The organism is Streptomyces sp. NBC_01275, from assembly GCF_026340655.1.
GTDB lineage: Bacteria > Actinomycetota > Actinomycetes > Streptomycetales > Streptomycetaceae > Streptomyces.
Map to the genome: position 1 here is coordinate 6,747,308 of NZ_JAPEOZ010000001.1, position 24,772 is coordinate 6,772,079.

Consider the following 24,772-nt stretch of genomic DNA (forward strand, 5'->3'; position numbering starts at 1 on the left):
GCGGGGTGTCGGGCGGGGTGTCATCCGGCCTCCCGGGCCAGTGCCATGAGGTCCTCGTCCGTGGGCAGACGGTTCTCCGCGGCCATGAACAGGCGGGCCCGGCGCAGGAGTTCGTCCACAGCGGCGGGGGTGAGGTCGAGGCCGAGGGCCGTCGTGCGGTCCGCCAGGGTGTACGGGCCGCTGTCGGGGGTGAAGGGCGCCAGGCGTGCGTTGCCGACGAGGCCGGGCTCCAGGCAGTTGTGCAGGAGGGGGTCGATCTCCGCCTCCTGGGTGATGAAGTCCAGGCCGCCCCAGCAGAAGGCGTGCGTGCCGGTCACCGGGTGGTTCCACGGCGTGCGGTACCCGGTCAGCTCCTCGCCCGCGCGCGCCAGCGCGGTGAGCGACTCGGTCCGCAGGCCGGTGCGTACGCCGTAGAGGGCCTCGAAGGCGAGGGCGGCGGCGGCCAGGTCGGCGTTGCCGGGGCCGCCGCAGTAGCCGTTGACCGACAGCTCGACGGCGCTCGCGCCGGCCTGCACGGCGGCCACCGCGCAGCCCACGGCGAGCCCGAAGGTGTTGTGCGGATGCAGCCCCACCTCGACGTCCGGCGCCAGCTCCCGGACGCGGTGCACCAGATACGCGTACGCCTCGGGGCTCATCGCGCCCGGCCCGTCGAACAGGGTCAGTTCGCCGGCGCCGGCGGCGGTCAGCGCGGCCACGGTCTCCTCGAGATCGTCCTCGGTGAGGTAGGAGACCATGAGCATCGGGGCGATCACGTCGAGTCCCTGGGCGCGGGCGTGCCGGACCAGCCCGGCGGCCCGCTCCAGCACCGCGCTGCGGGTGGGCGGGGCGGCGCCGCGCGTCTCGCCCCGCCAGGCGGCCGCGTAGACCGCGGGCTGGTAGGCGAGGGACGTTTCTCCGAAGCCCTGCACCCAGACCTGTACGGCGTCGTAGCCGGCCCGCGCGGCGCGGTCGACGTCCTCGGGCGAGCGCATCAGGGGGCAGATCACCCGGCAGTCCGGGTTCTCGCCCTTCACCAGGTCGACCTCGGCCTTGAGCAGGGCGTCCTCGCGGCCGCCGGGCCCGGCGGTGACGATCTCGGGGACCCCGGCGGCCACCAGCCGCCGTAGGAAGGCGTGTTTGGCCCCGGTGGAGGCCACGACGCCAGGCAGGGTCTCCACCGAGCGCAGGGTCGCGTCCCGCAGCCGCACGGCGGATGGTAACGGACCCACCACGTCCGTACGGCGGTTGAGCGGGCTGACGGACCAGCGGCCGGGTTCGTGGGCGCCGGGCGCACGCCGGGCACGGAGTTCGGCGCGGAACCGGGCGAGCTCCTCCGGAGCGAAGACGGGGGGTTTCTCCAAGGCGTCCTCCTGGTGGGCGTCCTCTTGGCGGGCGTCCGTCCTGATGCGGGCTCTTCGACACCATCCAAGGTGTCTGTCGACAGAGTTGGCAAGAGTGTGACAGCGAATCCCTTGTTTCGGTCTCCGTGTTTACTTTGTGTCGACACTTGGCTAAGACTGTCGGCAGGTTCGATCCCCGACCGAGGGAGTCTCCTGTGCTCCGAGACACGCCAGAACCCCACCCCGATCCCCACCCCCGTCCGCATTCCGACCCCCGTCCCGGCCGGCTCGCCGGAAAGGTCGCCGTCATCGGCGGCGCCGGCAGCGTCGGTCCCGGCTGGGGCAACGGACGGGCCGCCGCCGTGCTCTTCGCCCGTGAGGGCGCCGCCGTGTATCTGACCGACCGCGACAAGGACGCGCTGGAGGTCACCGCCGAGCAGGTCCGCGCCGAGGGCGGCGCCGTCCGCACGGATCTGCTGGACGTCACCGAACCGGACGCCGTCCGGGCCTACTTCGAGGAGACGGCCGCCCGGGCCGGCCGCATCGACGTCCTGGTCAACAACGTGGGCGGCTCCCGGCCCGGCGGGGTGGCGGAGCTGAGCGAGGAGGACTGGGACGGTCAGCTGCGGACCAACCTGACCAGCGCCTTCCTCGCCTGCAAGCACGTCGTCCCGGTCATGCGGCGCGGCGGCGGAGGGGCGATCGTCAACACCGCCTCCTGCTCAGGACTGCGCTGGACCGGAGCCGCGCAGGTGGGCTACGCGGCGGCCAAGGCGGCGGTCATCCAGCTGTCCCGGGTCACCGCCGTGCAGTACGCGCCGGACGGCATCCGGGTGAACACCGTCGTGCCCGGTCAGCTGCACACCCCGATGGTCGAGGCCCGTCTCGCCGGGCAGCGCGCGGGCGGCGACGTCACCGGACTCCTCGCCGACCGCCAGGCCCGCATCCCGCTCGGCTTCATGGGGGACGGCCGCGACACGGCGTACGCCGCCCTCTTCCTGGCCTGCGACGAGGCGCGGTTCGTCACCGGCACCGAGATCGTCGTGGACGGTGGAATGACGGCCCGCTGTGACTGACTCCGCCCTCCACGGGCCGGTCGCCGCCGTTCCCTCGCCCGGCTGCCCGCCGCCGCACCCCGCACCTCGCGCGCCCGGGGTTCGCCTGCCGGAGGGGAGTTGTGACGCGCACTGTCATGTGTTCGGGCCGGCCGGGGTCTTTCCGTACGCGGCCGAGCGGACGTTCACGCCGCTCGACGCCCCCAAGGAGCAACTGTGCGCGCTCCATGCCCACTTGGGGCTCAGCCGGGCCGTGGTCGTGCAGTCGTCCTGCCATGGGCGCGATCACCGGGTGCTGCTGGACGCCCTCGCGGCGGGGGGCGGGCGGTTGCGCGGGGTGGCCCTGGTCGGGGAGGCGACGAGTCGGGCCGAGGTCGAGGAGTTGCACCGGGCGGGAGTACGGGGGTTTCGGCTCAACTTCCTTCCCCATCTGCGGACTCCGCCGACCCGCGCCGAGATCGACGCCGTGCTCGACCGGGTGACGGACCTCGGCTGGGTCGCCCAGCTGCATGTGCGGGGCGTGGACCTGCCCGCCGTGGAGGACCTCGTCCGTGCCCTGCCCGGCCGGGTGGTGGTCGACCACATCGGGCGGGTCGACCTCGACGCGGGGCGGGAGAGCCCGGCCGTGCGCAGCCTGCGGGAGCTGCTCGACACCGGTGACGTGTGGGTCAAGGTCAGCGGCGTCGACCGGGTCTCCCGGCAGGGGCCGCCGTACGCCGACGCCGTGGAACTCGCCGCGTCCCTCGTCGCGCACGCGCCCGAGCGGGTGGTGTGGGGGACCGACTATCCGCACGTCAACATCGTCGGCGAGGCCCCCGACGACGGCCTGCTCGTGGACCTTCTCGAGCGCATCGCCCCCGACCCCGCCCACCTGAGGCGGCTGATGGTCGACAACCCCGCCGAGCTCTTCGACTTCGGCCCCTCGGTCGACAGCTCCTGGAACAACGGCGTCTCTGACCTCTCTCCGCCAACTAGTGTCGGCAGAGATGGCAGATATTTCGATGACTCATCTCTTGAAGGCAAAAAGTGTCGACAGTAGTGTCCCGGATGCAATCGTCGTGAGGAGACGGCCATGCACCAACCGCCCCAGGGCGCCCTCGTCCGCCGCGGTGACGAGGCCTACGAAGAGGCCCGGCTGGACGCCGTCTGGAACGCGCGCAAGCCGCACCGCCACCCCGCGGTCGTCGTACGCGCCGAGAACGAGCAGGACGTCGTCGCCGCGGTCCGCCTCGCCCGCGCCGAGGGCCTGACCGTCGGCATCCGCTCCGGCGGCCACAGCTGGGTCGGCAACGGCGTGCGCGACGGCGGCATGCTCCTCGACCTCTCCCTGTTGCAGGACATCTCCGTCGACCCCCTGGCCGGCACCGCGAGCGTGCAGCCCGCCGCCAAGGGCCCGGCCCTCCTCCAAGCCCTCGCCCCCTACGGCCTGTTCTTCCCCACCGGCCACGCTCCCACCGTCGGTCTCGGCGGCTTTCTTCTCGGCGGCGGCTACGGCTGGGACTCACGCCACCTCGGCCCCGCCTGTCTGAGCATCGAGGCCGTCGACGTCGTCCTCGCCGACGGCACCCTGGTGCACGCCACCGACGCCACCCACCCCGCACTGCTGTGGGCGGCCCGCGGCAGCGGCCCCGGCTTCTTCGGCGTCGTCACCCGCTTCCACCTCGCCCTGCACGACGCCCCCGAGCGCATCCTGCGCACCGTCCACACCTACCCCCTGGCCCTGCGCGACGAGGTGCTGGCCTGGACGTACGACACGCTCGAACTGCTGCCGCCGGAAGTCGAGTTCTCGGCGAAGGTCGGGTGGGGGTCCGGGGGCCTGCCCCCGGAACAGCACGGCACGCCCGGACTGGACCGGCCGACCGTCTCCGTCACGGCCACCGCCTTCGCCCACGGCGACGCCGACCCGCTCGCCGCGCTGGAGGACGCGCCCTTCCGCGGGCACGCCCTGCGCGCGCTCGTCGGCGCCCCGACGACCATGGCGGAGCTCTACGACCACGCGGACCGGATGAACCCGGCCGGGCTGCGCTGGGCCCTCGACGGGATCTGGACCGACGGCCCGGTGGACGAGATCCTGGCCGCCGCCCGCCCCCTGCTCGACTCGCTGCCGGGCGCCCCCAGCCATGTCCTGTGGATGCTGTGGGGCGGCTTCCCGGAGCGCGCCGACGCCTGCTGGTCCAGCCAGGCCAAGCTCTACCTCTCGCCCAACGCGGGCTGGACCGACCCGGCCGAGGACCTCGTCCACGAACAGTGGGCGCACGGCGAACTCGCGGCGATCCAGCACCTGTCGAAGGGGCTGCAGTTCTCCGACAACAACCTCGCCGACCGCCCCGACCACGGACTCCGCCCGGAGCACGCCACCCGCCTGGAGGAGATCCGGGCCGTCTACGACCCCGACGGTCTGTTCCACACGTACATGACGCCCCGGGAGTCCACCACCGCCTACGCGGCAGCGGCCCGGACGGCGGCGGCAGCGGCCCGGACGCGCTGACGGCACCGCACAGCTTCGCTGCCTCGCCTTGCCCCGCAACGCCTCAGCCCTTGCCTCGCCCTAGCCCCGCCCCGCCTCAGCCCTGCCCCGCCCTAGCCCTGCCCCGCCTCAGCCCCGCCTCGCCTTCGTCCCGCACCGTCCTCGTCCCGCACGCCCCGTCCGACCGCAAGGAGAGCCGTTTCATGGACACCTCGAGAATCGCGCGGCGGCGTGCCGTCCTCGCGCTCAGCGCCTGCGTCGTCGTCCTGTCCCTGACCACCACCGCCTGCGGCGGCGACTCGGCCGCAGACGCCACGAGCGCCGACGGGAAGGCGAAGATCACGGTCCTGCGCTCCAACGGCGCGATCTTCGAGCCGCTCTACATAGCCGAGCAGCAGGGCTACTTCGAGGCCGCCGGCCTGGACGTCACCATCAAGGCCGGCGCGCAGGACACCTCGCAGAACGCGCCGTCCGTCCTCAACGGCGAGGCCCAGTTCGCGATGACGGACAGCTCCGGCTTCCTCAAGGGCGCCGCCCAGGACATGCCGATCCGGATCGTCACCGGTCTGCAGTCCGCCACGACGAGGACCGCGCCCACCGACGGTCTCCTGGTGAAGGAGAAGAGCGAGATCACGTCGTTCGCGGACCTGGAGGGCAGGACCGTCGGCATCTCGGCGCTCGGCGGCACCATCCAGTTCATCTGCGAGTACCTCGTCCAGAAGGCCGGCGGCGACCCCTCGAAGGTCAAGTTCGTCGCCCTGCCCACCACCTCGCTGACCGACGCCGCCACCTCCGGCAAGACGGACGCGATCTTCTCCTTCGGCCCGTTCTACGCGGCGGCCCAGGAGAGCGGGCTGCGCACCGTCGGCAACGGCATGAACGACCTGCCCGGAATGGTCCAGGGCGTGCTGTTCTCCAGCCAGAAGTACCTCGCGGCGAACGGCGACACCGCGAAGAAGTTCATCGACGCCGTCGCCCAGGCCATCGCCTACGCCAACGCCCACCCCGCGGCCGTCAAGGCGATCGACAAGAAGTACACCCAGGCGCCGGCCGCCTACATCGACGCACACGACATCAACTACTACGACAAGAACCTCGACACCACCGTGATGCGCACCGTCATCGAGAAGATGCACGAGTTCGACCTGCTCGACAAAGAGCCCGCGGACGACGCCGTCTACTGGGACGAGGCGCCGACCGTCACCGGTGCGGAGTAGCCCGGTGGTGCGGGTCCGGCTTCTCCAACTCGGCGCGCTGGCCGCCGTACTGGCCCTCTGGGCGCTTGTCACCACACTGGGGGCGGTGAGCAGCACGGCGCTGCCCGGCCCGGTGTCCGTGGCCGGCGCGTTCGGCGATCTCGTCGGCACCGGGGTGTTCTGGCAGGCCGTCGGCGACACCCTGCGCGGCGCGGTCACCGGGCTCGCGGTGGCCGTCGCCGTCGGCATCCCGGTCGGCCTGGTCACGGGCGTGTACGCGGCGGCCGAGGAGTCCTCGCGGCTGCTGACCGAGATCCTGCGCTCCTTCCCGGTCATCGCCCTGCTGCCGGTGTTCCTGCTGGTCCTCGGCTCGACGCCGGGCATGAAGGCCACGGTCGTTTTCATCGCCTGCGTCTTCCCGGTGCTCCTCCAGGCCCAGTACGGCGCCCGCAGCGTGCCCCCGGCCGTCCACGACACCGTACGGACCTACCGCATCCCGCGACTGCTGCGCTTCCGGCGGGTGATCCTGCCGGGCGCGGTGCCGTCCGTGATGACGGGACTGCGGCTGGCCGCGACGACCTCCGTGCTGGTGGCCATCGGCGTCGAGGTGCTCACCACGCTCCCCGGCATCGGCCACATGATCATGGAGTCGCAGGCGGCCGGGGCGTCCGACCGGGCGTACGCGTACATCCTCACCGCCGGCGCGATCGGCTACTCGATCACCCTGCTGGCCCAGTTCGCCGAACGCCGGCTGCTGCGCTGGCGGCCGCCCACGCACCCCGGGGAGGCATAGAACCGTGCACCGCCCGCCGTGGAACCGACCGCCGCTGAACCGCCCGCTGTCGAACCGCCCGCTGTCGAACCGGATGCTGCTGAACCGGATGCTGCGCCAACTGTGGCTGCCCGTCCTGGTGTTCGTGATCCTGCTGCTCGCCACCGCGGGCAGCACCAGCTTCTACTTCCCGCCTCTGACCACGGTGCTCGACACCCTGTGGAGCGAACTCGCCCACGGCGGACTCCTCGACGACCTCTTCTTCAGCCTGCGCAACATCGCGCTCGGCCTGGCGCTCGCCACCGTCGTGGGCGTCGGCGCGGGCCTGGTCATCGGCGAGGTCCGCACCCTGCGCCTGGCCACCGCACCGCTGCTCGACTTCGCCCGCGCCACCCCGACCGTCGGCTTCGTGCCCGTCATCATCCTCACCCTGGGCATCGGCTCAGGACCCAAGGTCTTCCTGATCTTCCTCGGCTCCCTCTGGCCGATCCTGCTCAACACGGTCAGCGGAGTGCGGTCCATCGGCCCGGCCGTGCACGAGACCGCCCGCGGCTACCGCATCCCCTGGCGCCTGCGGCTGCGCCGGGTGATCCTGCCCGGCGCCCTGCCCCAGGTCTTCGCGGGCATCCGGGTCGCCCTGTCCATCGCCGTCGTCCTCATGGTCGTCAGCGAGATCTACGGATCGCCCGTGGGCCTCGGCAACTTCATCCTGCAGAGCGGGTCGAGCTTCCACGTCGCCGAGACCTGGGCCGGCACCCTCCTCATCGGCGTCCTCGGCTACGTCCTGAGCGTGCTGCTCCTGCTCGTCGAGCACCGTCTCCTGGGCTGGCACCACCAACGCGCCCCCCGCACGCCCCGCGCCCGCCCGACCCCGCCCGCGCCCCCAGAGAAGAGCAACGGAGCCGTCGTATGAGCCGAATGACCCGCGGGTCCACCCTGTACGTCGAGGACCTCGGCATGACCTTCGGCCAGGGGCCGCAGGAGCACCGGGTGCTCGACGGGCTCACCCTGCGCGTGGACCCGGGGGAGTCCGTGTGCATCGTCGGACCCTCCGGCGCGGGCAAGACGACGCTGCTGCGCGCTCTCGCCGGGCTGACCCCGGCCACCTCCGGCACGGTCCGCTACGGCGAGCAGCCCCTCACCGGTCCGCACGCCGACATCGCCGTCGTCTCCCAGGACTACCGGGGCTCGCTGCTGCCCTGGATGCGGGTGTGGGACAACGTCGCCTTCCCGCTCCAGGGCCGGGGCGTGCGCAAGCCGGAGCGCCGACGCCGGGCCCTGGAGTGCCTGGCCGCGGTCGGCCTGGCGGACGTCGGGGACAAGTACCCCTGGCAGCTCTCCGGCGGAATGCAGCAACGGGTGGCCATCGCGCGCGGGCTCGCCTACGACGCCCCGGTCCTGCTCATGGACGAACCGTTCGGGTCGGTGGACGCGCAGTCCCGGTTCGACCTGGAGGACCTGACGCTGCAACTGCGCCGGCAACTGGGCATCACCGTCGTCGTGGTCACCCACGACATCGACGAGTCCGTCTACCTCGGCGACCGCGTCATCGTCCTCGGCGGAAAGCCGACCCGCGTCCTGGACACCCTGGCCGTCCCCTTCGGCGCCGACCGCGACCAGCTCACCACCCGCGCGGACCCGCGCTTCGCCGAACTGCGCACGACGGTCCTGGCCCAGATCCGCGGCGAGGGCCTTCCCGCCCGCAACTGACCCGAGGCCCCGCCCCTCAAGCGACTCCCCTTTCCCCTTTCCCCGTTCCCCGTTCCCTCTCCCCGTTCCCTCTCCCTCTCCCCACTCCCTTTTCCCGGCCGTCGCGCCACGCGTCGGTCACCCCTGCCCGAAAACACTGGAAGACAAAGGAGTTCACAGTGCCGCACACCCCCAGGACCCTCGAGGACGTGGACGTGGACGTGGACGTCAGCTACCGCGCGCGCCCCCGCGCCCTCCTCGTCGCGGTGGCCGCCGCCATGGCCCCGACGCTGCTCGCCCCGGCCACCGCGCACGCCGCGACCGCCAAGGCAGGCAAGCGGATCACGGTCGCGTCCGGCGAGACCCTCGAACTCACCGAGACCACCACCGCGACCCGCCTCACCATCGCGGAGGGCGGGGTCATCACCGTCCCCGACGGCTACAGCCTGAGCCTCACCGTCAACGGGGTGGAGACCGGCAGCGAACTGGCCGCCCTCACCGACGGCTACGGCGGAGGAGCCACCGCCATCGCCGCCGGCGCCTACCGCGGCACCGTCGTCCTCACCGTCGCCGAGGCCACCGAAGTGGCCTTCAGCGACCTCACCTTCCCCTTCCGCCAGGCGCTCTACGTCGGCGCCGACGGAGTGGACGAGGCCAAGTCCGTACCCTCCGCCGTCCTGGGCGGCACCGTCACCGACACCGCGGCGACCGGCGTCACCCTCACCTCCGACGGCGAGGCCTTCAACGGCGTCTACGTCACCGGCGGCGGCTCCTACACCCTCACGAACCCGAAGATCGCCTTCGACGGCAACGGCCGCTGCGACTTCATCGGCTACGGCGCCTCCGTCGTCGGCACCGGCGCGGGCACCACCCTCGTCGTCGACGGCGCGACCATCGGCAACGAGGGCGTGGTCCGTACGGCGGTCATCGCCGACGCCACCGCCAACGTGATCGTCAAGAACTCCACGCTCCACTGCGCCGACGGCACCCTGCCCGACGAATACGTCGGCACCGGCGACACCCGGTACATGATCAGCGTCCCCTGGATGCTCGGCCTGTCCGGCAACGTCCGCACCACCAACCTGCTCGGCGCGAGCACCCGGGCGTCGTACGTCAACTCCACCGTCTCCAGCGAGAAGTGGGGCGCCCTGTCGGTCGACGGCGGCAGCTACTGCACGCTCACCGCCATCAACAGCACCATCGCCAACACCGGCGGCGAGGGCTACGGCAGCTACGCCATCGGCAACGTCACCGAGCACTTCCTCGGCTGCACCTTCGACGTCGGCGACTACGCCCTCATCCACTGGGGCGCCTCGGCCCACTACGGCGACAGCACCAAGGCCGCGGTCGCCGCCCTCAACGACTCCCTCGAAATAGGCCTGACCGCCGCCGAGCTGAGCGCCCTGCCGGTGAAGTCGACCACCGTCGACTGCGGCCGCTTCATGGTCCTGTGGTACGCCGCCGGATCCGTCGCCATCGACGGCGGCACGCAGGTCACCACCGGGGAGACCGCGTTCATGTGCAAGGCGGTCGCGGGGACCGTCACCGTCGACGGCTCCGACGGGGCCACGATCACCGCGGGCAACGGCGTCCTCTTCCAGCTCATGGACACCGACCGGCCCAGCAGCGTCTCGGTGTCGGGCAAGGCGTGGAAGACCGAGACCACCGGCACCTACACCGAGCCCACTGGCTCCCCGACCAGGTCGACGACCTGGACGACGACCTCGTCCCAGTCGACCGACGCCAAGGCCGCCTTCACGGACATCGCCCTGACCGGCGACTTCTACAACTCCGTCCGGGGCGGCGGCAACGCGAGCCTCCAGGGCCAGAACCTGGTCGTGAGCCTCACCGGCTCCACCCTCGAGGGCGTCGTCTCCGCGTCCACCGCCCAGCACGGCGTCTCCACCATCACCTCGGCCGAGTACCGCGAGATCAGCGAGGTCACCAACACGGCGAGCGCGGTCGTCAACAACGGCGTCCTGCTGACCCTGGGCGCCGGCTCCACCTGGACGGTCACCGGCACGTCGTACCTCAGCGCCCTGACCCTGGCCGCGGACGCCGCCGTCACCGCCCCCTCCGGCAAGACGGTCACCCTCACGGTGAACGGCACGGCCACGACCATCCAGCCGGGCACCGCCTACACCGGAGCCCTCACCCTGACGATCAACTGACCCCACCCGCACGAAACCGGCCCCCGGGCGGATGCGAACCGTGTCCCGGGGGCCGGAGCTCTGTGTTTCTCGGGGGCGCGGGGCTGTGACATGGGCGGCTCCGCCGCGGGGCGCGACCAGCCACCACACGCCCGCAGACGAAACGCGGCCCAAGCCCAGCGCAGCGTTACGCCCCCAGCATGTTGTAGCCGCCGTCCGCCACCAGGAAGCCGCCCGTGATGTGATGCGCGTCCTCCGTGGCCAGGAACAGGGCCGCGCCGGCGAGTTCCTCCGGGCCGGGGATGCGGCCCATGGGCGTCGCCGCGCGCAGCGCGTCCCCGCGTCCGCCCTGCCAGTCCGCGCGCCCCAGCGTCGCCGCCGTCTCGATGAACCCGGGCGCGAAGACGTTCACCCGCACGACCGGCGCGAAGGCGTGCGCGTAGGACTTGGTCAGCCCGATGATCCCGTACTTGGCCGCCGCGTACTGCGGAGCGCGCGCACTGCCCCGTACGACGACCGTGGAGCCGATGTTGACGATGGCGCCGCCGCCCTCCTGCTCCAGCATCCGCGCGCCGAACTCGTGCGTGCACAGCAGGGTGCCCTTCACGTCCACGGCGAGGACGTGGTCGACGGACTCCTCGGTGAGGTCCCGCCAGGACATCTGCTCGCGGGCCACGTCGCCGACGTTGTTGACGGCCACGTCGAGGCGGCCGAAGTGCGCCCACACCTCGTCGGCCAGCCGCCTGATCTGCTCGTGCTCGGCGATGTCCGCCCGCACGACGAAGGCCTTGCGGCCGAGCGCGGTCACCCGCTCGGCCGTCGCCTCCGCGCCTTCGCGCGAACTGCGGTAGTGGATCGCCACGTCGGCGCCCTCCCGGGCCGCGCGCACCGCGATCTCGGCGCCGAATCCGGTGCCCGCCCCGGTGACGAGGACGGTCTTGCCGCTGAAGCGTTCGGGGACGGGAGGCATAGGGGGCTCCGTTCGTGAAGTCGCTCGGCTCACAAGGGCGTTCATACGAGGGTCCGGCCGCCGTCCGCGTACAGCACCTGCCCGGTGACGAACGCGGACTCGTCGGAGGCCAGGAACAGGACCGGGCCGGTCAGGTCCTCGGGTCGGCCGAGGCGTCCGGCGGGGACCAGGGCCTCCAGGGCGTCGCGGACGCCGGGCCGGGCGAGATGGGCGCGGGTGAGGTCGGTCTCCGTGTAGCCGGGCGCCACGGCGTTGACGGTGACGCCGGCGGCCGCCCACTCGTGGGCCATCACCCGCATCAGCTGGTCGACCCCGCCCTTGCTCGCCGCGTACGGGGCGTGGTCGCGGTGGGCGAGCCGGCCCGAGACGGAGGAGAGGTAGACGATCCGGCCGTATCCGGCGGGCACCAGCACCGCGCCGACGGCCCGGCCCAGCCAGAAGGCGCTGTCGAGGTTCACGGCGGTGATCCGCCGCCACACCTCGTCGGGCGTCTCCAGCACGGGTCTGCGGTCGTTGACGCCGACGGCGTGCACGAACACGTCGAGGCCGCCGAGCAGCGCGACCGCCTGCTCCACGGCCGCGCCGCAGGCGTCGGCCGAGGCGAGGTCGGTGCGCAGGCCCCGCACCGGGCCCGAGGCGAGCTTGGCGAGCTTGTCGTCGTCGACGTCGAGGACTGCCAGGCTCGCGCCCGCGTCCGCGAACGCTCTGGTCACCGTGGCCCCGATACCGCCGGCCCCGGCCACCAACACCCGTCGGCCCGTGAAGTCCCATGTCGTCGCCATGCTCCGGACGGTAAGTCACGAACCCGATTTGTGTCCACACTTCACGCACCTATTGACGCGCAGGAGCTGTCTGGGGAGGCTGTCTGTCGACAGTTGAGGAGGTTCGATGAAGCTGGTGACGTTCGATCCGGGAGCCGCGGGGCTCGGGACGGGGCTCGTGGGACGACTTGTGGGCGACACGGTCGTAGAGCTCGACGTGCCGTCGACCCGGGCGTACTTCGAGCGCGAGGGGCAGGTCGGCGAGACGGGACGGACGTTCGCCGCGTCCGGCGTCCGGCTGCGCGCGCCGATCGCGCCGAAGAAGTTCTTCCACACCGCGGGCAACTTCCGTGAGCACCACGAGGATCTGGTCCGGGTCGACTGGTCCCACCCGGTCAACAAGGGCATCGTGTTCTTCCAGAACGTCGACGCGGTCATCGGCCCCGAGGACCCGATCGTCTACCCCGCGAACCTCACCCGGGAACTCGACTACGAACTCGAACTCGCCGTCGTGATCGGCAAGCCGGGCCGTTTCCTCTCCGTCGAGCAGGCCGCCGAGCACATCGCCGGCTACCTGGTCTTCAACGACGTCACCGCGCGCGACATCCAGCGCCGGGAGATGGAGTCGGGCGTCTTCTCCTTCTCCAAGGCCATCGACACGTTCTGCCCGATCGGCCCGTACATCGTCACCGCCGACGAGATCGACGACCCGCACGACCTCGACATGGAGCTCCGGGTCAACGGCGACGTACGGCAGAAGTCGAACACCTCCCGGATGTCGGTGTCCCTCCCACAGCTGGTCGCCTACCACTCGCCGCAGGTGTACAGCGCGGGCGACCTCATCACCACGGGCACGATCGCCGGGGTGGCCGCGAGCACCGAGGACCCCTTCGCCAACTACCTCAAGCCCGGCGACGTCGTCGAGGCCGAGATCGAGGGGCTGGGCGTGCTGCGCAATCCGGTGGTGTCCTGGCAGGACGCGCACGGCACAGCCGAGCCGCCGGCCGGGTGGGGGTCCCCTTCCGGGTCGGCTTCCGGGTCGCCTTCCGGGTCGCCCCTGCGGGGGAGGGGGTGAGCGCATGAGGATCGCCCGACTGGCAGGACGCAGCGTCCTGTTGACCGACGAGGGCGCCGTCGACCTGCCCGCCCCGCCGGCGGACGACGTGTTCGCCCACTGGGACGACCTGCTCGCCTGGTCCGCCACCGCGACGGGCGCCCGCCCCTACGCCGAGGCCGACCTGGAGACCCCCGTCCCCGCCCCCCGCCAGATCTTCGCCGTCGCCCTCAACTACCGCCCCCACGCGGCCGAGGCGGGCTACGAGGAGCCCGCCGCCCCGCTCGTCTTCACCAAGTTCCCGACCTGCCTCACCGGCCCGTACACGACCGTCGACCTGCCGGCGGGCCATGTCGACTGGGAGCTGGAGCTGGTCGCCGTGATCGGGCGCGAGGCCCGCCGGGTGCCGGTGGAGAAGGGCTGGGACCCGGTCGTCGCGCTCACCGTCGGGCAGGACCTGTCCGAGCGGATCAGCCAACTCGCGGGCCGTCCGGCCCAGTTCTCGCTCGGCAAGTCCTACCCGGGGTTCGGTCCCGTGGGCCCCGCGCTCGTCGGCCTCGACGAGTTCCCCGACCGGGACGACCTGGAGCTGACCTGCGTGCTGAACGGCGAGACCGTGCAGCACGACCGCACCGCGAACATGATCTTCCCCATTCCTCGACTGGTCTCGTACCTCAGCGAGTTCTGCACGCTGCTCCCCGGCGACCTGATCTTCACCGGCACCCCGGCGGGCGTCGGCAACCGCCGCGTCCCGCAGCGCTTCCTGACCCCCGGCGACGAACTGGTCAGCCGGATCGAAGGAGTCGGCGAGATGCGGCACCGCTTCCGGAGGAACACCCCATGACCTCGACCCTCTTCGCGGACGTCCGGGTCTTCGACGGCACCGGCCGCGACCCGTTCCCCGCCCAGGTCCTCGTCGAGGGCGACCGCATCACCGCCGTCGCGGACCGGGTCGCCGCCGATCTGCGGACCGGCGCCCGGGTGATCGACGGCGCCGGGCGCACCCTGCTGCCCGGTCTCGTCGACGCCCACGCCCACCTCGGCTTCGGCTCCACCGTCGAGCACCTCTCCCGGCGCCGCGACGAACCCGACGAGGAGAGGGCCCTGCTCGTCGCGCACGCCGGCCGGGTCCTCCTCGACCACGGCATCACCAGCGCCTACTCGGGCGGCAACCGGCTGCCCCGCACGGAGACGGCGGCCCGCAAGGCGTTCGCCGAGGGCTGGCTGCCCGGCCCCCGCCTGAAGGCCGCCTCCTGGGAGGGCAGCGCGGGCATGGTCGAACCCGGGGTGTACGACTTCCCGGGCGTCGACGGACGCGCCTCCGACCCGGGATCCGTCGCCCGCTTCGTCACCGACATGGCCGAACTCGGCGTGGACATAGTGAAGTTGTCCCTCTCCGGCGAGAGTGCGGTCGTCCGGGGCACCTCACGGATCGTGCAGTTCACCGACGAGGAGGTCGCCGCCGCCGCGCACGCCGCCGAGAAGCACGGCGTCTGGCTCACCGCCCACGCGCATGCGGCCGAGTCGGTCAAGACGGCCGTACGGCACGGCGTCCGCGCCGTCTACCACTGCACCTTCGCCGACGAGGAGGCCCTCGACCTGCTCGGGGCCGCCCGCGACCGCCTCTTCGTCGCCCCGACGCCCGGCATCGTCCACGCCAACCTCCACGAGGCGGGCGGCGAGCCCGAGCCCGGCATGGAGGTCGAGGCCACACGGGACGCCGTACGCGCCGTCGTGCCCGAACTAGTGGCGCGCGGGGTGCGGGTCGTCCCCGGCGGCGACTACGGCTTCGCCTGGAACCCGGTCGGGCGCAATCTGCGCGACCTGGAGCTGTTCGTCGACTGGTTCGGCTTCACCCCGGCGCAGGCGCTGCGCGCGGCGACGGAATACGGCGGCCAGGTCATGGGCATGGGCGACGAACTCGGCCTGATCCGGGAGGGGTTCCTCGCCGATCTCGTCCTCGTCGACGGCGATCCGCTGGACGACGTCCGCATCCTCCAGGATCCCCGCCGCCTCACGGTGATCATGAAGGACGGCCGGCTCCACAAGGCGGCCGGGTGATCCAGGTCGCCACCGCCGCCGGACGGCTCGTGGGGCGGTTCGCGGGGGAGTCCGTCGGGGAAGGCGCGGGGGAGCCCGCGGGGGAGTCCGTGAAGGAGGGGCCCGGCGACGTGGCCGTCTTCCGCGGCGTCCCCTTCGCCGAGCCGCCGGTGGGGGAGCTGCGCTGGCGGCCCCCGAGGCCGGCCGCCGCCTGGGACGGCGAGCGCCCCGCGTACGACTTCGGTCCCGCGCCCCTGCAGCCGCAGCCGCCCCGCGACTCGATCATGTTCCACACCAACTTCGCCGACCGGCGGGCCCTGGTGATGAGCGAGGACTGCCTCTACCTCAATGTGTGGAGCCCGGACCCGGGCCCCGGGGCCGGACTGCCGGTGCTGGTGTGGATCCACGGCGGAGGCAACCGCTACGGGCACGGCGGCCAGGAGATCCACGACGGCCGCGCCCTGGCCCGCCGCGGCCTGGTCGTCGTCACCCTCAACCACCGCCTCGGCGCCCTCGGCTTCCTCGCCCACCCCGAACTCGCCGCCGAGGACGACCTCGGCGCGTCCGGCGACTACGGGCTCCTCGACGTCGTCGCCGCCCTCACCTGGGTGCGCGAGAACATCGCACGCTTCGGCGGCGACCCCGACCGGGTGACCCTCGCGGGCAACTCCGCCGGCGCCGCCCATGTCTGCCACCTCATGGCCTCGCCCCTGGCCCGGCCCCTCTTCCGGGCCGCGCTCGGCCAGAGCGCCTCGGGCGTCGGCCGGGCCGAGGGACCGCTGCCCGACCAGGCCGCCGCCCAGCGCCAGGGCCTGCGCTGGGCGGCGGAGTTCGGTGGCCGCGACCTCGCAGGACTGCGCCGGCTCAGCGGCGTCGAACTCGTCCTGAAGGGCCACTTCGGGCCGGTCGTCGACGGCCGCGTCCTGCCCGAGTCGACCGACGACGTCTTCGCCGCCGGACGCCAGCACCCCGTGCCCCTGCTCGTCGGGGCCAACGACGACGAGGGCTCCGTGTACGCCACCCTCGACGTCCTGCGGCGCCTGCCGGTCGGGCCGGGCGCCGACGCCCTGTACCCCGTACACGACGGCGCCGAACTCCGCCGTACCGCACGGAGGTTCACCGGCGAGAGCCGCTTCGTCCACCCCGTGTGGCACTGGGCGCGGGCGCATCGCGCCGCCGCGCCGACCTGGATGTACCGCTTCACCCGGACACCCCCGCTGCCCGCGGACCTCGACCTCGCGCCGCCCCGCGACGGACTGCCCGGCTACGGCGCCCACCACACCGCCGAACTCCCCTACGCCCTCGACACCCTGGACCGCCGACCCTGGCCCTGGAAGGACGCGGACCGCGCGCTGGCCCGGCTCATGGCGGACGCCTGGGCGCGCTTCGTCGAGACCGGCGACCCGAACGGCGGCGCGCTGCCCGTCTGGCCCCGCTTCACCGACCGGGAGGCGATGGTCTTCGGGGAGGGCGGGGCCGCGCCCGGCGAGGTCGCGCGGCTCGACGCGCTGCGGTTCCTGGCCCGCCTGCCGCGCCCCCTGCACTGAGGAGACCTCCCGTGGCCCGACTCCCCGACGCCGACGCGGCCGACGCCACCGGCGCGACCGGCGAGATCGCCGCCCGCGTCCGCGAGCGGCGCGGCGGCACGCTGCGTCCCCTCGACCGGATGCTCCTGCACAGCCCGCAGCTGGCCGACGGCTGGAACGGCCTGCTCGGCGCGCTGCGACAGCGCCTCACCCTGCCCGCCGACGTCCGGGAGACGGTGATCCTGCGGATCGCCGTCCTCAACCGGGCCGACTACGAGTGGGCGGCGCACGAGCCGGAGGCCCGGCGGGCCGGGCTGGACGACGCCCTGCTGGCCGAACTCCGCAAGGAACGGCCCACCCTCGACCCGAGGGCCGCTCGGGTCGTCGCCTACACCGACGCGATGACCCGTGACGTCCATGTCACGGACGCCGTGTTCGACGCCCTGCGCGCCGACTTCACCGACGCGGAACTCGTCGAACTGACGGCGACGGTGGCGGCGTACAACATGGTGTCGCGCTTTCTGGTCGCGCTGGACGTGCGCTAGGACGAGCTCTGTCGACAGGTCGCCGGGAGTCGGTCGGGAACAGGGGTAGGAGGTGGTCTGTCGGTGCGATAGTGTCGACACCGATGGATCTGCTGTGAATATGGGCAGGGAGGGTTGCCGGATGGCCGATCAGGACACGCATGTCGTGCTCGCGCGCCTGCTGCGGCTGCGGGACCGGCGTGAGCCGCTGGTCGCGCAGATCGCCGAGTGGGTCGGGGCGGGCATCATCGAGGGCCGTCTGCAGCCCGGCCAGGACCTCAACAGCGTCGACCTGTCACGCCGGTTCGACACCAGCCGTACGCCGGTGCGCGAGGCGCTGATGGTCCTGGAGCAGGAGGGCCTGGTCGAGATGAAGGCACGGCGGCGGCCCCGGGTCGCCGCGCCGTCTCTCCAGGACATCCGTGACATCTACCAGGTCCGGCGGCAACTGCTGGCGATGCTCGCCGGGCTGCTCGTGGAGCGGGCCACGGACGAGCAGCTGGCCGAACTGCGCGACCGGGTCGGGGCGATGCGCGCACTCGCCGACGAGGGCGACGTGGACGCGTACTTCTGGAGCCATGTGCAGCTCCAGGAACGCATGACCGAGATCGTCGGCAACGCCACGCTGAAGCAGATCCTGGACTCGCTGGCCCTGCGCACCCTGATGCTGCGCCACCTCAGCCTGACCCGGGCCGGCCGCCTCGCCTACAGCGTCGACGATCAGGAACGGCTGCTCCAGGCCTGCGAGGAGCGGGACAAGGAGCTGGCGTCGGCGCTGATCGCGGGGGCGACGGTCCGTGCGCTGCGCGCGGTGGAGGAGCAGTTGGAGCAGGACGCCGCGGACGCCCGCACCACGAGCCGCAGGCGACGCGCGGCCTCCTGAACCTCCTGGACCCTCTGATCCTCTTGGACCTCCTGGACCCTCTGGACCTCCTGAACTGGCCAGTTGGCTGAGCCGTTCGGCGGGGCCGGCGTCCGGTCGGGCGGCGCGCACCTGCCGTCCGTCGTGTGCCGGCCCCGCCGAACGGCCGTTCTCGTCCCGCCGTCCGACGGGCGTGCCGCTCATCCGGCGAGCACCCCGCCGTCGACCGGGAAATTGCCGCCCGTGACCCAGGCCGACTCGTTGGACGCCAGATACACGGCGCACCAGGCGATGTCCTCGGGGGTGCCGACGCGGCCCAGGGGGATGCGGGCGAGCAGGGCCTCGCGGGCGGCGCCCTCGTGCGCGCCGGCCGACTCGGTGGCGGGCGTGCGGACCATGCCGGGCGAGATGGTGTTGGCGCGGATGCCCGACGGGCCGCCCTCGACGGCGAGTTGACGGGTCAGGCCGAGGACCGCCGACTTGCCGGCGCAGTGGGCGACCATGCCGAAGTTCCTGCTGCCCCGAAAGGCGTTCACCGAGGCGAAGTTGATGACGGAGCCGCCGCCGGACGCGGCCATGTGCGGCCAGACCGCCCGTGCCGGCAGGAAGACGACGTCGACCTCGCCCCGCAGGGTCGGCGTCCACTGGGCGTCGAAGTCCATCTCCGCCGTGGCCGCCATGTGCGGGGCGATCGCCCCGGCGGTCACCAGCACGTCGATCCGTCCGTGCCGCTCGTACGCCTCGTCCGCGAAGCGCCGGGCGTCCGCCGGGACCGTCATGTCGAGCGGGGCGAGCACGTCGAGCCGGACCCCCCGGTCCGCGGCCAGCTTCCGGGTCCGCTCGGCGGCCGCCGCGTCGATGTCGCAGCCGACGACGGTCGCGCCCTGCGCGGCGAAGAGCAGCGCGCAGCCCTGGCCGATCCCCGCGCCCGCGCCGGTGACGAGAGCGACCTTGCCCGAGAGCCTGCCGGTCGCCGTGTGCTCCGCGTGCCCACGCCGGGAACCGTCCATGTCGTCCTCCTCGTCGAGGCCTGCTGTACGGGCGTCGAATGCCGCCAGGTACTTACTAGTGTCGACAGTAAGCTCGAGTCAAGGGTTCTTCTCTCGAAAATGGCGCTAACTGTCGACAGTGCGTGGGTTGTTGGTGCACACTGCGGGCTGAGCGGGGAAGCCCGCCGCCCCGGAGGGCGGAGCGTGCGCCCGCGCTCATCGAACGCACAGCTCGGTGAGACGCGAGGCAAAGACACGGCATCTACCTTCCGGTGACCGTTCCCCGACCATTCCCGTCGACGGAGGGCCGCCCCATGCCCGTCGCACCACAGCGCCACAGCCTGTTCACCCGGCGGAACCTGTTCCTGCTCGGCGGCGCGGGAGCCGCCGGACTGCTCGGCTCCGTGTTCGCCCCGCGGACCCTGCGGCCCGACTGGGAGGAGACCGCGGCCCAAGAGGAGGCGGAGACCGTCGTCGGCCAGCGGCTCGTGGCCGTCCCCGCCGATCCGGACTTCGTGTTCGCCGCCGACCTGTCCAACAACAAGGGCGCGGGCGAGGCCGCCGCGATCGCCTCGGCGTACTGGCTGGGCGCTTACCAGGTCACCAACGCCCAGTACGGCGCGTTCCTCGACGAGACCGAGCGCACCGCACCTTCCTACTGGGACGACGGAGACATCCCGTCCGGCAGGGACGAACACCCGGTCCTGCACGTCTCGTCGGCGGACGCCGAGGCCTACTGCGACTGGCTCACGGCGCAGGCCGACGGCTGGACCTTCCGGCTGCCGACCGAGGCGGAGTGGGAGAGCGCGGCCCGCGGCCCCGACGCGTACGCCTACCCCTGGGGACCGGACGCCGGCACGATCTACACCGCCCCCGCGCTCAGCAGTAAGTACAACTACAATGCGGTTTGCGCCGCGTACTATCTCGCCGAGTACGGTTCCACCGAGGCGACGTACAACGACTCCGACTCCAGCCGCTACGGCGAGAGCGAACCGATCTCCGCCATTCTCACCGTCTCCGCCACCGGCGGGGTGACCGGCTGGATCGACCACTCCACCTGGACCGGCTTCGTCTACACCGACGTCTTCGACGCGCTGACCGCGGCCGGCGGCAACACCTCGGCCGTCGGCTCCTACCCGGACGGCGTCAGCGTCCACGGTGCGTACGACATGGCGGGCAACTGCTTCGAGTGGACCTCCAGCATCGTCACCGCCACCAACGGCGCCGAGGCCGGCCAGGACGTCAACGCCGTGCGCGGCGGCTCCTGGTATGCGACCGCCCGCAGCTGCGCCACCTGGTACCGGGGGGAGGGCCGCGACGGCGCCGGCGGTTACCCCACCGTGGGCTTTCGCGTCGCGGCCGACCAAAACTGACGTGCTCGCGGACCGGACACCCCACGACACCCGAAGGAACCGCATGCCTCCGACGAAGCTCCGCCGCGCCCACCGGATCGCCGTGACCGGCCTGCTCCTCGTCGGCGCGACCGCCGCGATCCCGGCCGCTGCGACCCCGGCCGCCGCGATCCCGGCCGCCGCGATCCCGGCCATCGCGACCCCGGCCATCGCCGGGACGTACGACGTGAGCGCCCCCTGCGCGGGCGGCTCGCTCTCCTACACCCCGCTCGACGTCTCCGCGCCGGCCGCCGCGCAGACCCGGCACGTGGTCGCCGCCGATCTCGACGGCGACGGTGCGCAGGACGTGGTCGCCGCCAATCTCGACGCCGACTCGGTGACCGTGCTGCTCGGCGACGGCGACGGCGACGGCGGCTTCGCCGAGGGCGTCACCTACCCGGTGGGCACGCGTCCCTACCAGACCGTGGTCGCGGACTTCGACGGCGACGGCCGCCCCGACCTCGCGACCGCCGACTTCGGCGGCGCCCAGGTCAGCGTCCTGCTGAACCAGGGGGACGGAAGCTTCGGCGTCGCCTCCGCGATCGACGTCGGGGCCTCGCCGCGGGCCCTGGCCACCGGTGACCTCGACGGCGACGGCACGCCGGACCTGGTCGTCGCCGAACAGGGGCCGAGCACGGTGCGCGTGCTGCTCGGCAACGGCGACGGCGCCTTCGCCGACCAGGGCCAGACCGCCACCGGCAGCCAGCCGCACGGCGTCGTCGTCGGCGACTTCGACGGGGACGGCACGGCGGACGTGGCCACGGCCAGCGTGGGCGGCGCCGGGGTCAGCGTCCTGCCGGGCGACGGGACGGGCGGCCTCGGCGACTCGACCGAGTACGCCGCCGCCTCCCGTCTGTACTCCCTCGCCGAGGGCGACTTCGACGGCGACGGCGACCTCGACCTGGCCACGGTGAGCAACGGGTCCGATGTCCTGGACGTGCTGCTCGGCGACGGCGACGGGACCTTCGCCGCGGCCACCGCCTACGCCGTCGGCGCGCTGCCCGTCGCCGTGGGCGCCGCCGACCTGGACGGAGACGGCCTCACGGACCTCATGGTCTCCTCGCTGCGCGGCAACTCGGTCACCCTCTTCCAGGGCGCCGCCGACGGCGAACTCACCGCCCTCGCCGAGCTGTCCGCCACCGGCGCCTACGACGCCACGGCGGCCGACCTGGACGGCGACGGCGTGTCCGACCTCGCCGTGGCGAACAGCAGCGAGGGACAGGTCGATGTGTTCAAGGGCTCCTGCTAGCCCCCCGAGCAGGCTGCCGCCGGCACTTCCACTGCCGGCGGCAGCCGTCCTGAAGGGCGGCGGGCAGGTTCTAGCTCTCCGTCACCATGAGGGAGGCCATCATTCCCTCGTCCTCGTGCTGGAGCAGATGGCAATGGAGCATGTACATGTACGTGTCGTCGGTGAAGTCGGTGAACTTCATCGCGATCTTGATGGAGCCGCCGCCGACCACTTCGTAGGTGTCGAACCAGCCGAGGTCGACGCCGGTCGGCTCCTCGCCGTTGATCTCGATCAACTGGTACGGCACGTCGTGCAGATGGAAGGAGTGCTCCAGCTGCGTGCTGTTCTTGATCGTCCAGACCTCCTCGGCGTCCAGCGTCGTACTGATCATCGCCATCGAGGACATGCTGGTGCCGGCGGAGCCGTTGATCAGCATGGTGGCCCCGCTCTGGCCGAGGGTGATCGTCCGCGCGGTGAAGTCGGTCGTGTCGTACCGGGTGATGGTGTTGAGCGTGCTCGGCAGGTCGGCGGGCGTGTCGGAGGCCGACGGGGTCACCGTCAGGAAGTCGAACGTGCCGCTGCCGCCGCGGATCCAGCCGGTGGTGACGACGGTCTGGAGCGTGACCGCGTCCGCGAGGTCGAGGACGAACTCGGCGCGGGCGCCGGCCACCAGCCGGATGGTGGTGACCTCGGCCGCCTCGGCCAGGTAGCCCTGGTCGGTGGCGATCTGGGTGAGCGTGCCGCCGTCGCTGCGCTGGATGGTCATGATGTCGGCCGGCGAGGCGTTCAGGACGCGGAAGCGGGTGCGCGTCTTGGTGGCGGTGAAGCCGAGGGTCGTCGAGTCGACGTTGACGCCGTTGCACAGCACCGGGTAGCTGAGGCCGGAGGTGAGGTAGCCCGTGACGTTGTACTTGATGTCACCGGCGGTGTCGACCGCCAGACACTGCAGGATGATCGGGATGTCGTCGACGCCGTACTCGCTCGGCAGCGCGGCCGAGACGTCCGAGTCGTCCTCGACGATGATCATCCCGGCCAGGCCGTGCACGACCTGCTCGGCCGTGGTGCCCAGGGCGTGCGGGTGGTACCAGAGGGTCTTGGCCTCGTCCTTGACCTCGAAGGTGGGGGACCAGGTCTCGCCGTCGGCGAAGGCGTTCTGCGGGCCGCCGTCCATCTTGGCCGGGATGTGGGCGCCGTGGAAGTGCACGGTGGTGTCCGCGCCGAGGGAGTTGGTGATGTTCATCAGGACCGTCTCGCCGTTGGTCCACTTCATGGTCGGGCCGAGGTAGGACCCGTTGTAGCCGGCGGTGGTGCTGGTGACCCCGCTGAGCACCTCGTTGGTGCCGGCCGCCGCCTCGAGGGTGTAGGTGGTGACGCCGTCGGTGGTGGTGGCCGTGGCGAGGTCGGGGATGGTCAGGGTGGCGGTGGCGTCCGCGGCGGAGGCCTTGTCGTTGCCGCCGCTCAGCAGGCCGAAGGTCGCGCCCGCCGCGCCGACGGCGCCCAGGCCGACCCCGGCCATTCCGCCGAGGAAGCTGCGCCGGTGCACGCCCTTGCCGCGGCCCTTGGCGGGGTTGCTGTGCTCGCCCTTGCCGTCGCGACCGTTCTTCGCGTGGGCGCCCTTGCTCTGTCGTCCCGTGCCGGAGGTGGGATCCGTGGTGTGTGTCATGGCGTGGAGGCTCCGGCTAAGGGCTATGTAAAGACTGAGGCGAAGTTAGGAGCGAGCCGGGGATTCTGTGAAGCCGCCGTGCGTTGTCGGGGTCCGTCAACTTCCTTGAAAATAAGCCAAGTTGCCTGGCCGCAGGTCACGCTCGGGGTGCGGGACACATCGGACGCGGGATCATGGAGGATTGTTCACAACATCGAGAACATGTGACCTGCATCACGTGCCTTTCCTGTCAGGTCGAACGGCGGGGCGGTGTGCGCCTTTCGGGCGGGGTCGCACCGATCCTTCCCCGGGGAAACGGAGTGCACAGCGCGACCACAGCGCACGCCGACTCCACATCCAGAAAGGTGACTTGACGACCGTCGGACCCTCCTGCGGAAGCGTCGGGCAGGTCGGGCGGACCCTCAAGCGGAGGCGAGGTGCGCCTCCCGCACCAGCCGCATGTACCGGTCCCAGTCCCAGTGCTCGCCCGGGTCGGTGTGATCCGTCCCCGGGACCTCCACATGCCCGATGACATGCTCGCGGTCGACGGGTATGTCGTACCGCCGGCAGATCGCGGCCGTCAGCCGGGCCGAGGCCGTGTACATCGCGTCGGTGAAGTCCTGCGGCCGGTCCACGAAGCCCTCGTGCTCGATGCCGACGCTCCGCTCGTTGTACGCGCGGTTGCCCGCGTGGTACGCCACGTCCAGCTCGCGGATCATCTGCGTGACGTGCCCGTCCTTGCCGACGATGTAGTGCGCGGCCGCCCGGTGCCCCGGGTCCTCGAACGCCTTCACCGCGCTGTCGAGGTCGCCCTGGGTGACATGGACGACGACCATGTCGACGCCGTAGTCGTCCGGCCGGTCCGCCCAGCGGAAGTTCGCCTCCGAGGCCGCCACCCAGCGCGCCCCCCGGAAGTCCACCGCGCCCTCCACCCGCGCCTTGCGCACCCCGGGCAGCCGCCAGTACAGCTCCGCCAGCTCGTCACGGGCCAGCACCCCCGCGCCCACGGCGGCCGCCGCCCCGCCGACCAACAGAGCGCGCCGCCCGATCCGCCGATCGGAGTCGCCGCCGCTCCTTCTCTCCCCCATGGCCCGCCCTTTCTCGCCCCTCGTGATCCTCAACGGATACTCGCGGGCC

22 protein-coding genes are annotated in these 24,772 nt (G+C 72.3%); 16 read left to right on the top strand and 6 right to left on the bottom strand.

Features of this window, described 5'->3' with window-relative positions; genetic code table 11:
- Positions 1 to 20: 20 nt before the first annotated feature.
- On the bottom strand, positions 21 to 1,340 hold the full coding sequence (locus tag OG562_RS30040) for a hypothetical protein (protein WP_266403369.1): 1,320 nt from the start codon (positions 1,338 to 1,340) through the stop codon (positions 21 to 23).
- A 194-nt stretch (positions 1,341 to 1,534) separates the two neighbouring features.
- Between OG562_RS30040 and OG562_RS30045 the strand changes: the two genes are divergently transcribed.
- The 8 genes from OG562_RS30045 (at position 1,535) to OG562_RS30080 (ending at position 10,669) form a co-directional block, all read left to right on the top strand.
- Complete coding sequence (locus tag OG562_RS30045; RefSeq protein ID WP_266403371.1) at positions 1,535 to 2,395, top strand: SDR family NAD(P)-dependent oxidoreductase; 861 nt, start codon at positions 1,535 to 1,537, stop codon at positions 2,393 to 2,395.
- The gene (locus OG562_RS30050; RefSeq protein WP_266403374.1) at positions 2,388 to 3,413 is read left to right on the top strand and encodes an amidohydrolase; all 1,026 of its coding nucleotides are present in this window, start codon (positions 2,388 to 2,390) and stop codon (positions 3,411 to 3,413) included. The genes OG562_RS30045 and OG562_RS30050 overlap by 8 nt, the downstream gene beginning before the upstream one ends.
- 33 nt (positions 3,414 to 3,446) lie before the next feature.
- Positions 3,447 to 4,862, top strand: coding sequence for an FAD-binding oxidoreductase (locus OG562_RS30055; RefSeq protein ID WP_266403375.1), 1,416 nt, complete (start codon positions 3,447 to 3,449; stop codon positions 4,860 to 4,862).
- Between the two features lie 182 nt (positions 4,863 to 5,044).
- On the top strand, positions 5,045 to 6,058 hold the full coding sequence (locus OG562_RS30060; protein WP_266403377.1) for an ABC transporter substrate-binding protein: 1,014 nt from the start codon (positions 5,045 to 5,047) through the stop codon (positions 6,056 to 6,058).
- A 4-nt stretch (positions 6,059 to 6,062) separates the two neighbouring features.
- Positions 6,063 to 6,830 carry an ABC transporter permease gene (locus OG562_RS30065; protein ID WP_266403379.1) on the top strand — a complete coding sequence of 256 codons (768 nt, stop codon included), beginning with the start codon at positions 6,063 to 6,065 and terminating at the stop codon, positions 6,828 to 6,830.
- Positions 6,831 to 6,834: 4 nt separating this feature from the next.
- A complete protein-coding gene (locus OG562_RS30070) occupies positions 6,835 to 7,722 on the top strand; it encodes an ABC transporter permease (RefSeq protein WP_266403381.1) in 888 nt (295 codons plus the stop codon).
- Positions 7,719 to 8,519 (top strand): ABC transporter ATP-binding protein, encoded by an 801-nt coding sequence (locus tag OG562_RS30075; protein ID WP_266403383.1) that lies wholly within the window; start codon positions 7,719 to 7,721, stop codon positions 8,517 to 8,519. The genes OG562_RS30070 and OG562_RS30075 overlap by 4 nt, the downstream gene beginning before the upstream one ends.
- Before the next feature lie 158 nt (positions 8,520 to 8,677).
- Positions 8,678 to 10,669, top strand: coding sequence for a hypothetical protein (locus tag OG562_RS30080; protein ID WP_266403385.1), 1,992 nt, complete (start codon positions 8,678 to 8,680; stop codon positions 10,667 to 10,669).
- Between the two features lie 166 nt (positions 10,670 to 10,835).
- On the opposite strand, the gene OG562_RS30085 is transcribed toward OG562_RS30080, so the two are convergent.
- Both OG562_RS30085 and OG562_RS30090 read right to left on the bottom strand, forming a co-directional pair.
- A complete protein-coding gene (locus tag OG562_RS30085; protein WP_266403387.1) occupies positions 10,836 to 11,618 on the bottom strand; it encodes an SDR family NAD(P)-dependent oxidoreductase in 783 nt (260 codons plus the stop codon).
- A 41-nt stretch (positions 11,619 to 11,659) separates the two neighbouring features.
- On the bottom strand, positions 11,660 to 12,400 hold the full coding sequence (locus OG562_RS30090; RefSeq protein WP_266403390.1) for an SDR family NAD(P)-dependent oxidoreductase: 741 nt from the start codon (positions 12,398 to 12,400) through the stop codon (positions 11,660 to 11,662).
- 106 nt (positions 12,401 to 12,506) lie between these two features.
- Between OG562_RS30090 and OG562_RS30095 the strand changes: the two genes are divergently transcribed.
- From OG562_RS30095 to OG562_RS30120, 6 genes are all read left to right on the top strand, one after another.
- Positions 12,507 to 13,454: a fumarylacetoacetate hydrolase family protein gene (locus OG562_RS30095; protein WP_266403393.1), complete on the top strand. Its 948-nt coding sequence runs from the start codon at positions 12,507 to 12,509 to the stop codon at positions 13,452 to 13,454.
- A 4-nt stretch (positions 13,455 to 13,458) separates the two neighbouring features.
- A complete protein-coding gene (locus OG562_RS30100) occupies positions 13,459 to 14,277 on the top strand; it encodes a fumarylacetoacetate hydrolase family protein (protein ID WP_266403396.1) in 819 nt (272 codons plus the stop codon).
- Positions 14,274 to 15,494, top strand: coding sequence for an amidohydrolase family protein (locus OG562_RS30105; protein ID WP_266403399.1), 1,221 nt, complete (start codon positions 14,274 to 14,276; stop codon positions 15,492 to 15,494). Before OG562_RS30100 ends, OG562_RS30105 begins: the two co-directional genes overlap by 4 nt.
- The gene (locus OG562_RS30110; protein WP_266403402.1) at positions 15,491 to 17,020 is read left to right on the top strand and encodes a carboxylesterase/lipase family protein; all 1,530 of its coding nucleotides are present in this window, start codon (positions 15,491 to 15,493) and stop codon (positions 17,018 to 17,020) included. The genes OG562_RS30105 and OG562_RS30110 overlap by 4 nt, the downstream gene beginning before the upstream one ends.
- Positions 17,021 to 17,031: 11 nt before the next feature.
- A complete protein-coding gene (locus OG562_RS30115; protein ID WP_266403404.1) occupies positions 17,032 to 17,544 on the top strand; it encodes a carboxymuconolactone decarboxylase family protein in 513 nt (170 codons plus the stop codon).
- Between the two features lie 121 nt (positions 17,545 to 17,665).
- On the top strand, positions 17,666 to 18,406 hold the full coding sequence (locus tag OG562_RS30120) for a GntR family transcriptional regulator (RefSeq protein WP_266403406.1): 741 nt from the start codon (positions 17,666 to 17,668) through the stop codon (positions 18,404 to 18,406).
- A 179-nt stretch (positions 18,407 to 18,585) separates the two neighbouring features.
- Here OG562_RS30120 and OG562_RS30125 read toward each other — a convergent pair whose 3' ends face one another.
- Positions 18,586 to 19,395, bottom strand: a complete 810-nt coding sequence (locus OG562_RS30125) for an SDR family NAD(P)-dependent oxidoreductase (RefSeq protein ID WP_266403407.1) — start codon at positions 19,393 to 19,395, stop codon at positions 18,586 to 18,588.
- 293 nt (positions 19,396 to 19,688) lie between these two features.
- On the opposite strand from OG562_RS30125, the gene OG562_RS30130 reads away from it, so the two are divergent.
- Positions 19,689 to 20,747, top strand: a complete 1,059-nt coding sequence (locus OG562_RS30130) for an SUMF1/EgtB/PvdO family nonheme iron enzyme (protein ID WP_266403410.1) — start codon at positions 19,689 to 19,691, stop codon at positions 20,745 to 20,747.
- Positions 20,748 to 20,790: 43 nt separating this feature from the next.
- Positions 20,791 to 22,014 (top strand): VCBS repeat-containing protein, encoded by a 1,224-nt coding sequence (locus tag OG562_RS30135; protein WP_266403411.1) that lies wholly within the window; start codon positions 20,791 to 20,793, stop codon positions 22,012 to 22,014.
- Between the two features lie 70 nt (positions 22,015 to 22,084).
- Here OG562_RS30135 and OG562_RS30140 read toward each other — a convergent pair whose 3' ends face one another.
- Positions 22,085 to 23,656, bottom strand: coding sequence for a multicopper oxidase family protein (locus tag OG562_RS30140; RefSeq protein WP_266403414.1), 1,572 nt, complete (start codon positions 23,654 to 23,656; stop codon positions 22,085 to 22,087).
- Between the two features lie 401 nt (positions 23,657 to 24,057).
- Complete coding sequence (locus OG562_RS30145) at positions 24,058 to 24,723, bottom strand: N-acetylmuramoyl-L-alanine amidase (RefSeq protein ID WP_266403416.1); 666 nt, start codon at positions 24,721 to 24,723, stop codon at positions 24,058 to 24,060.
- Positions 24,724 to 24,772 lie beyond the last annotated feature (49 nt).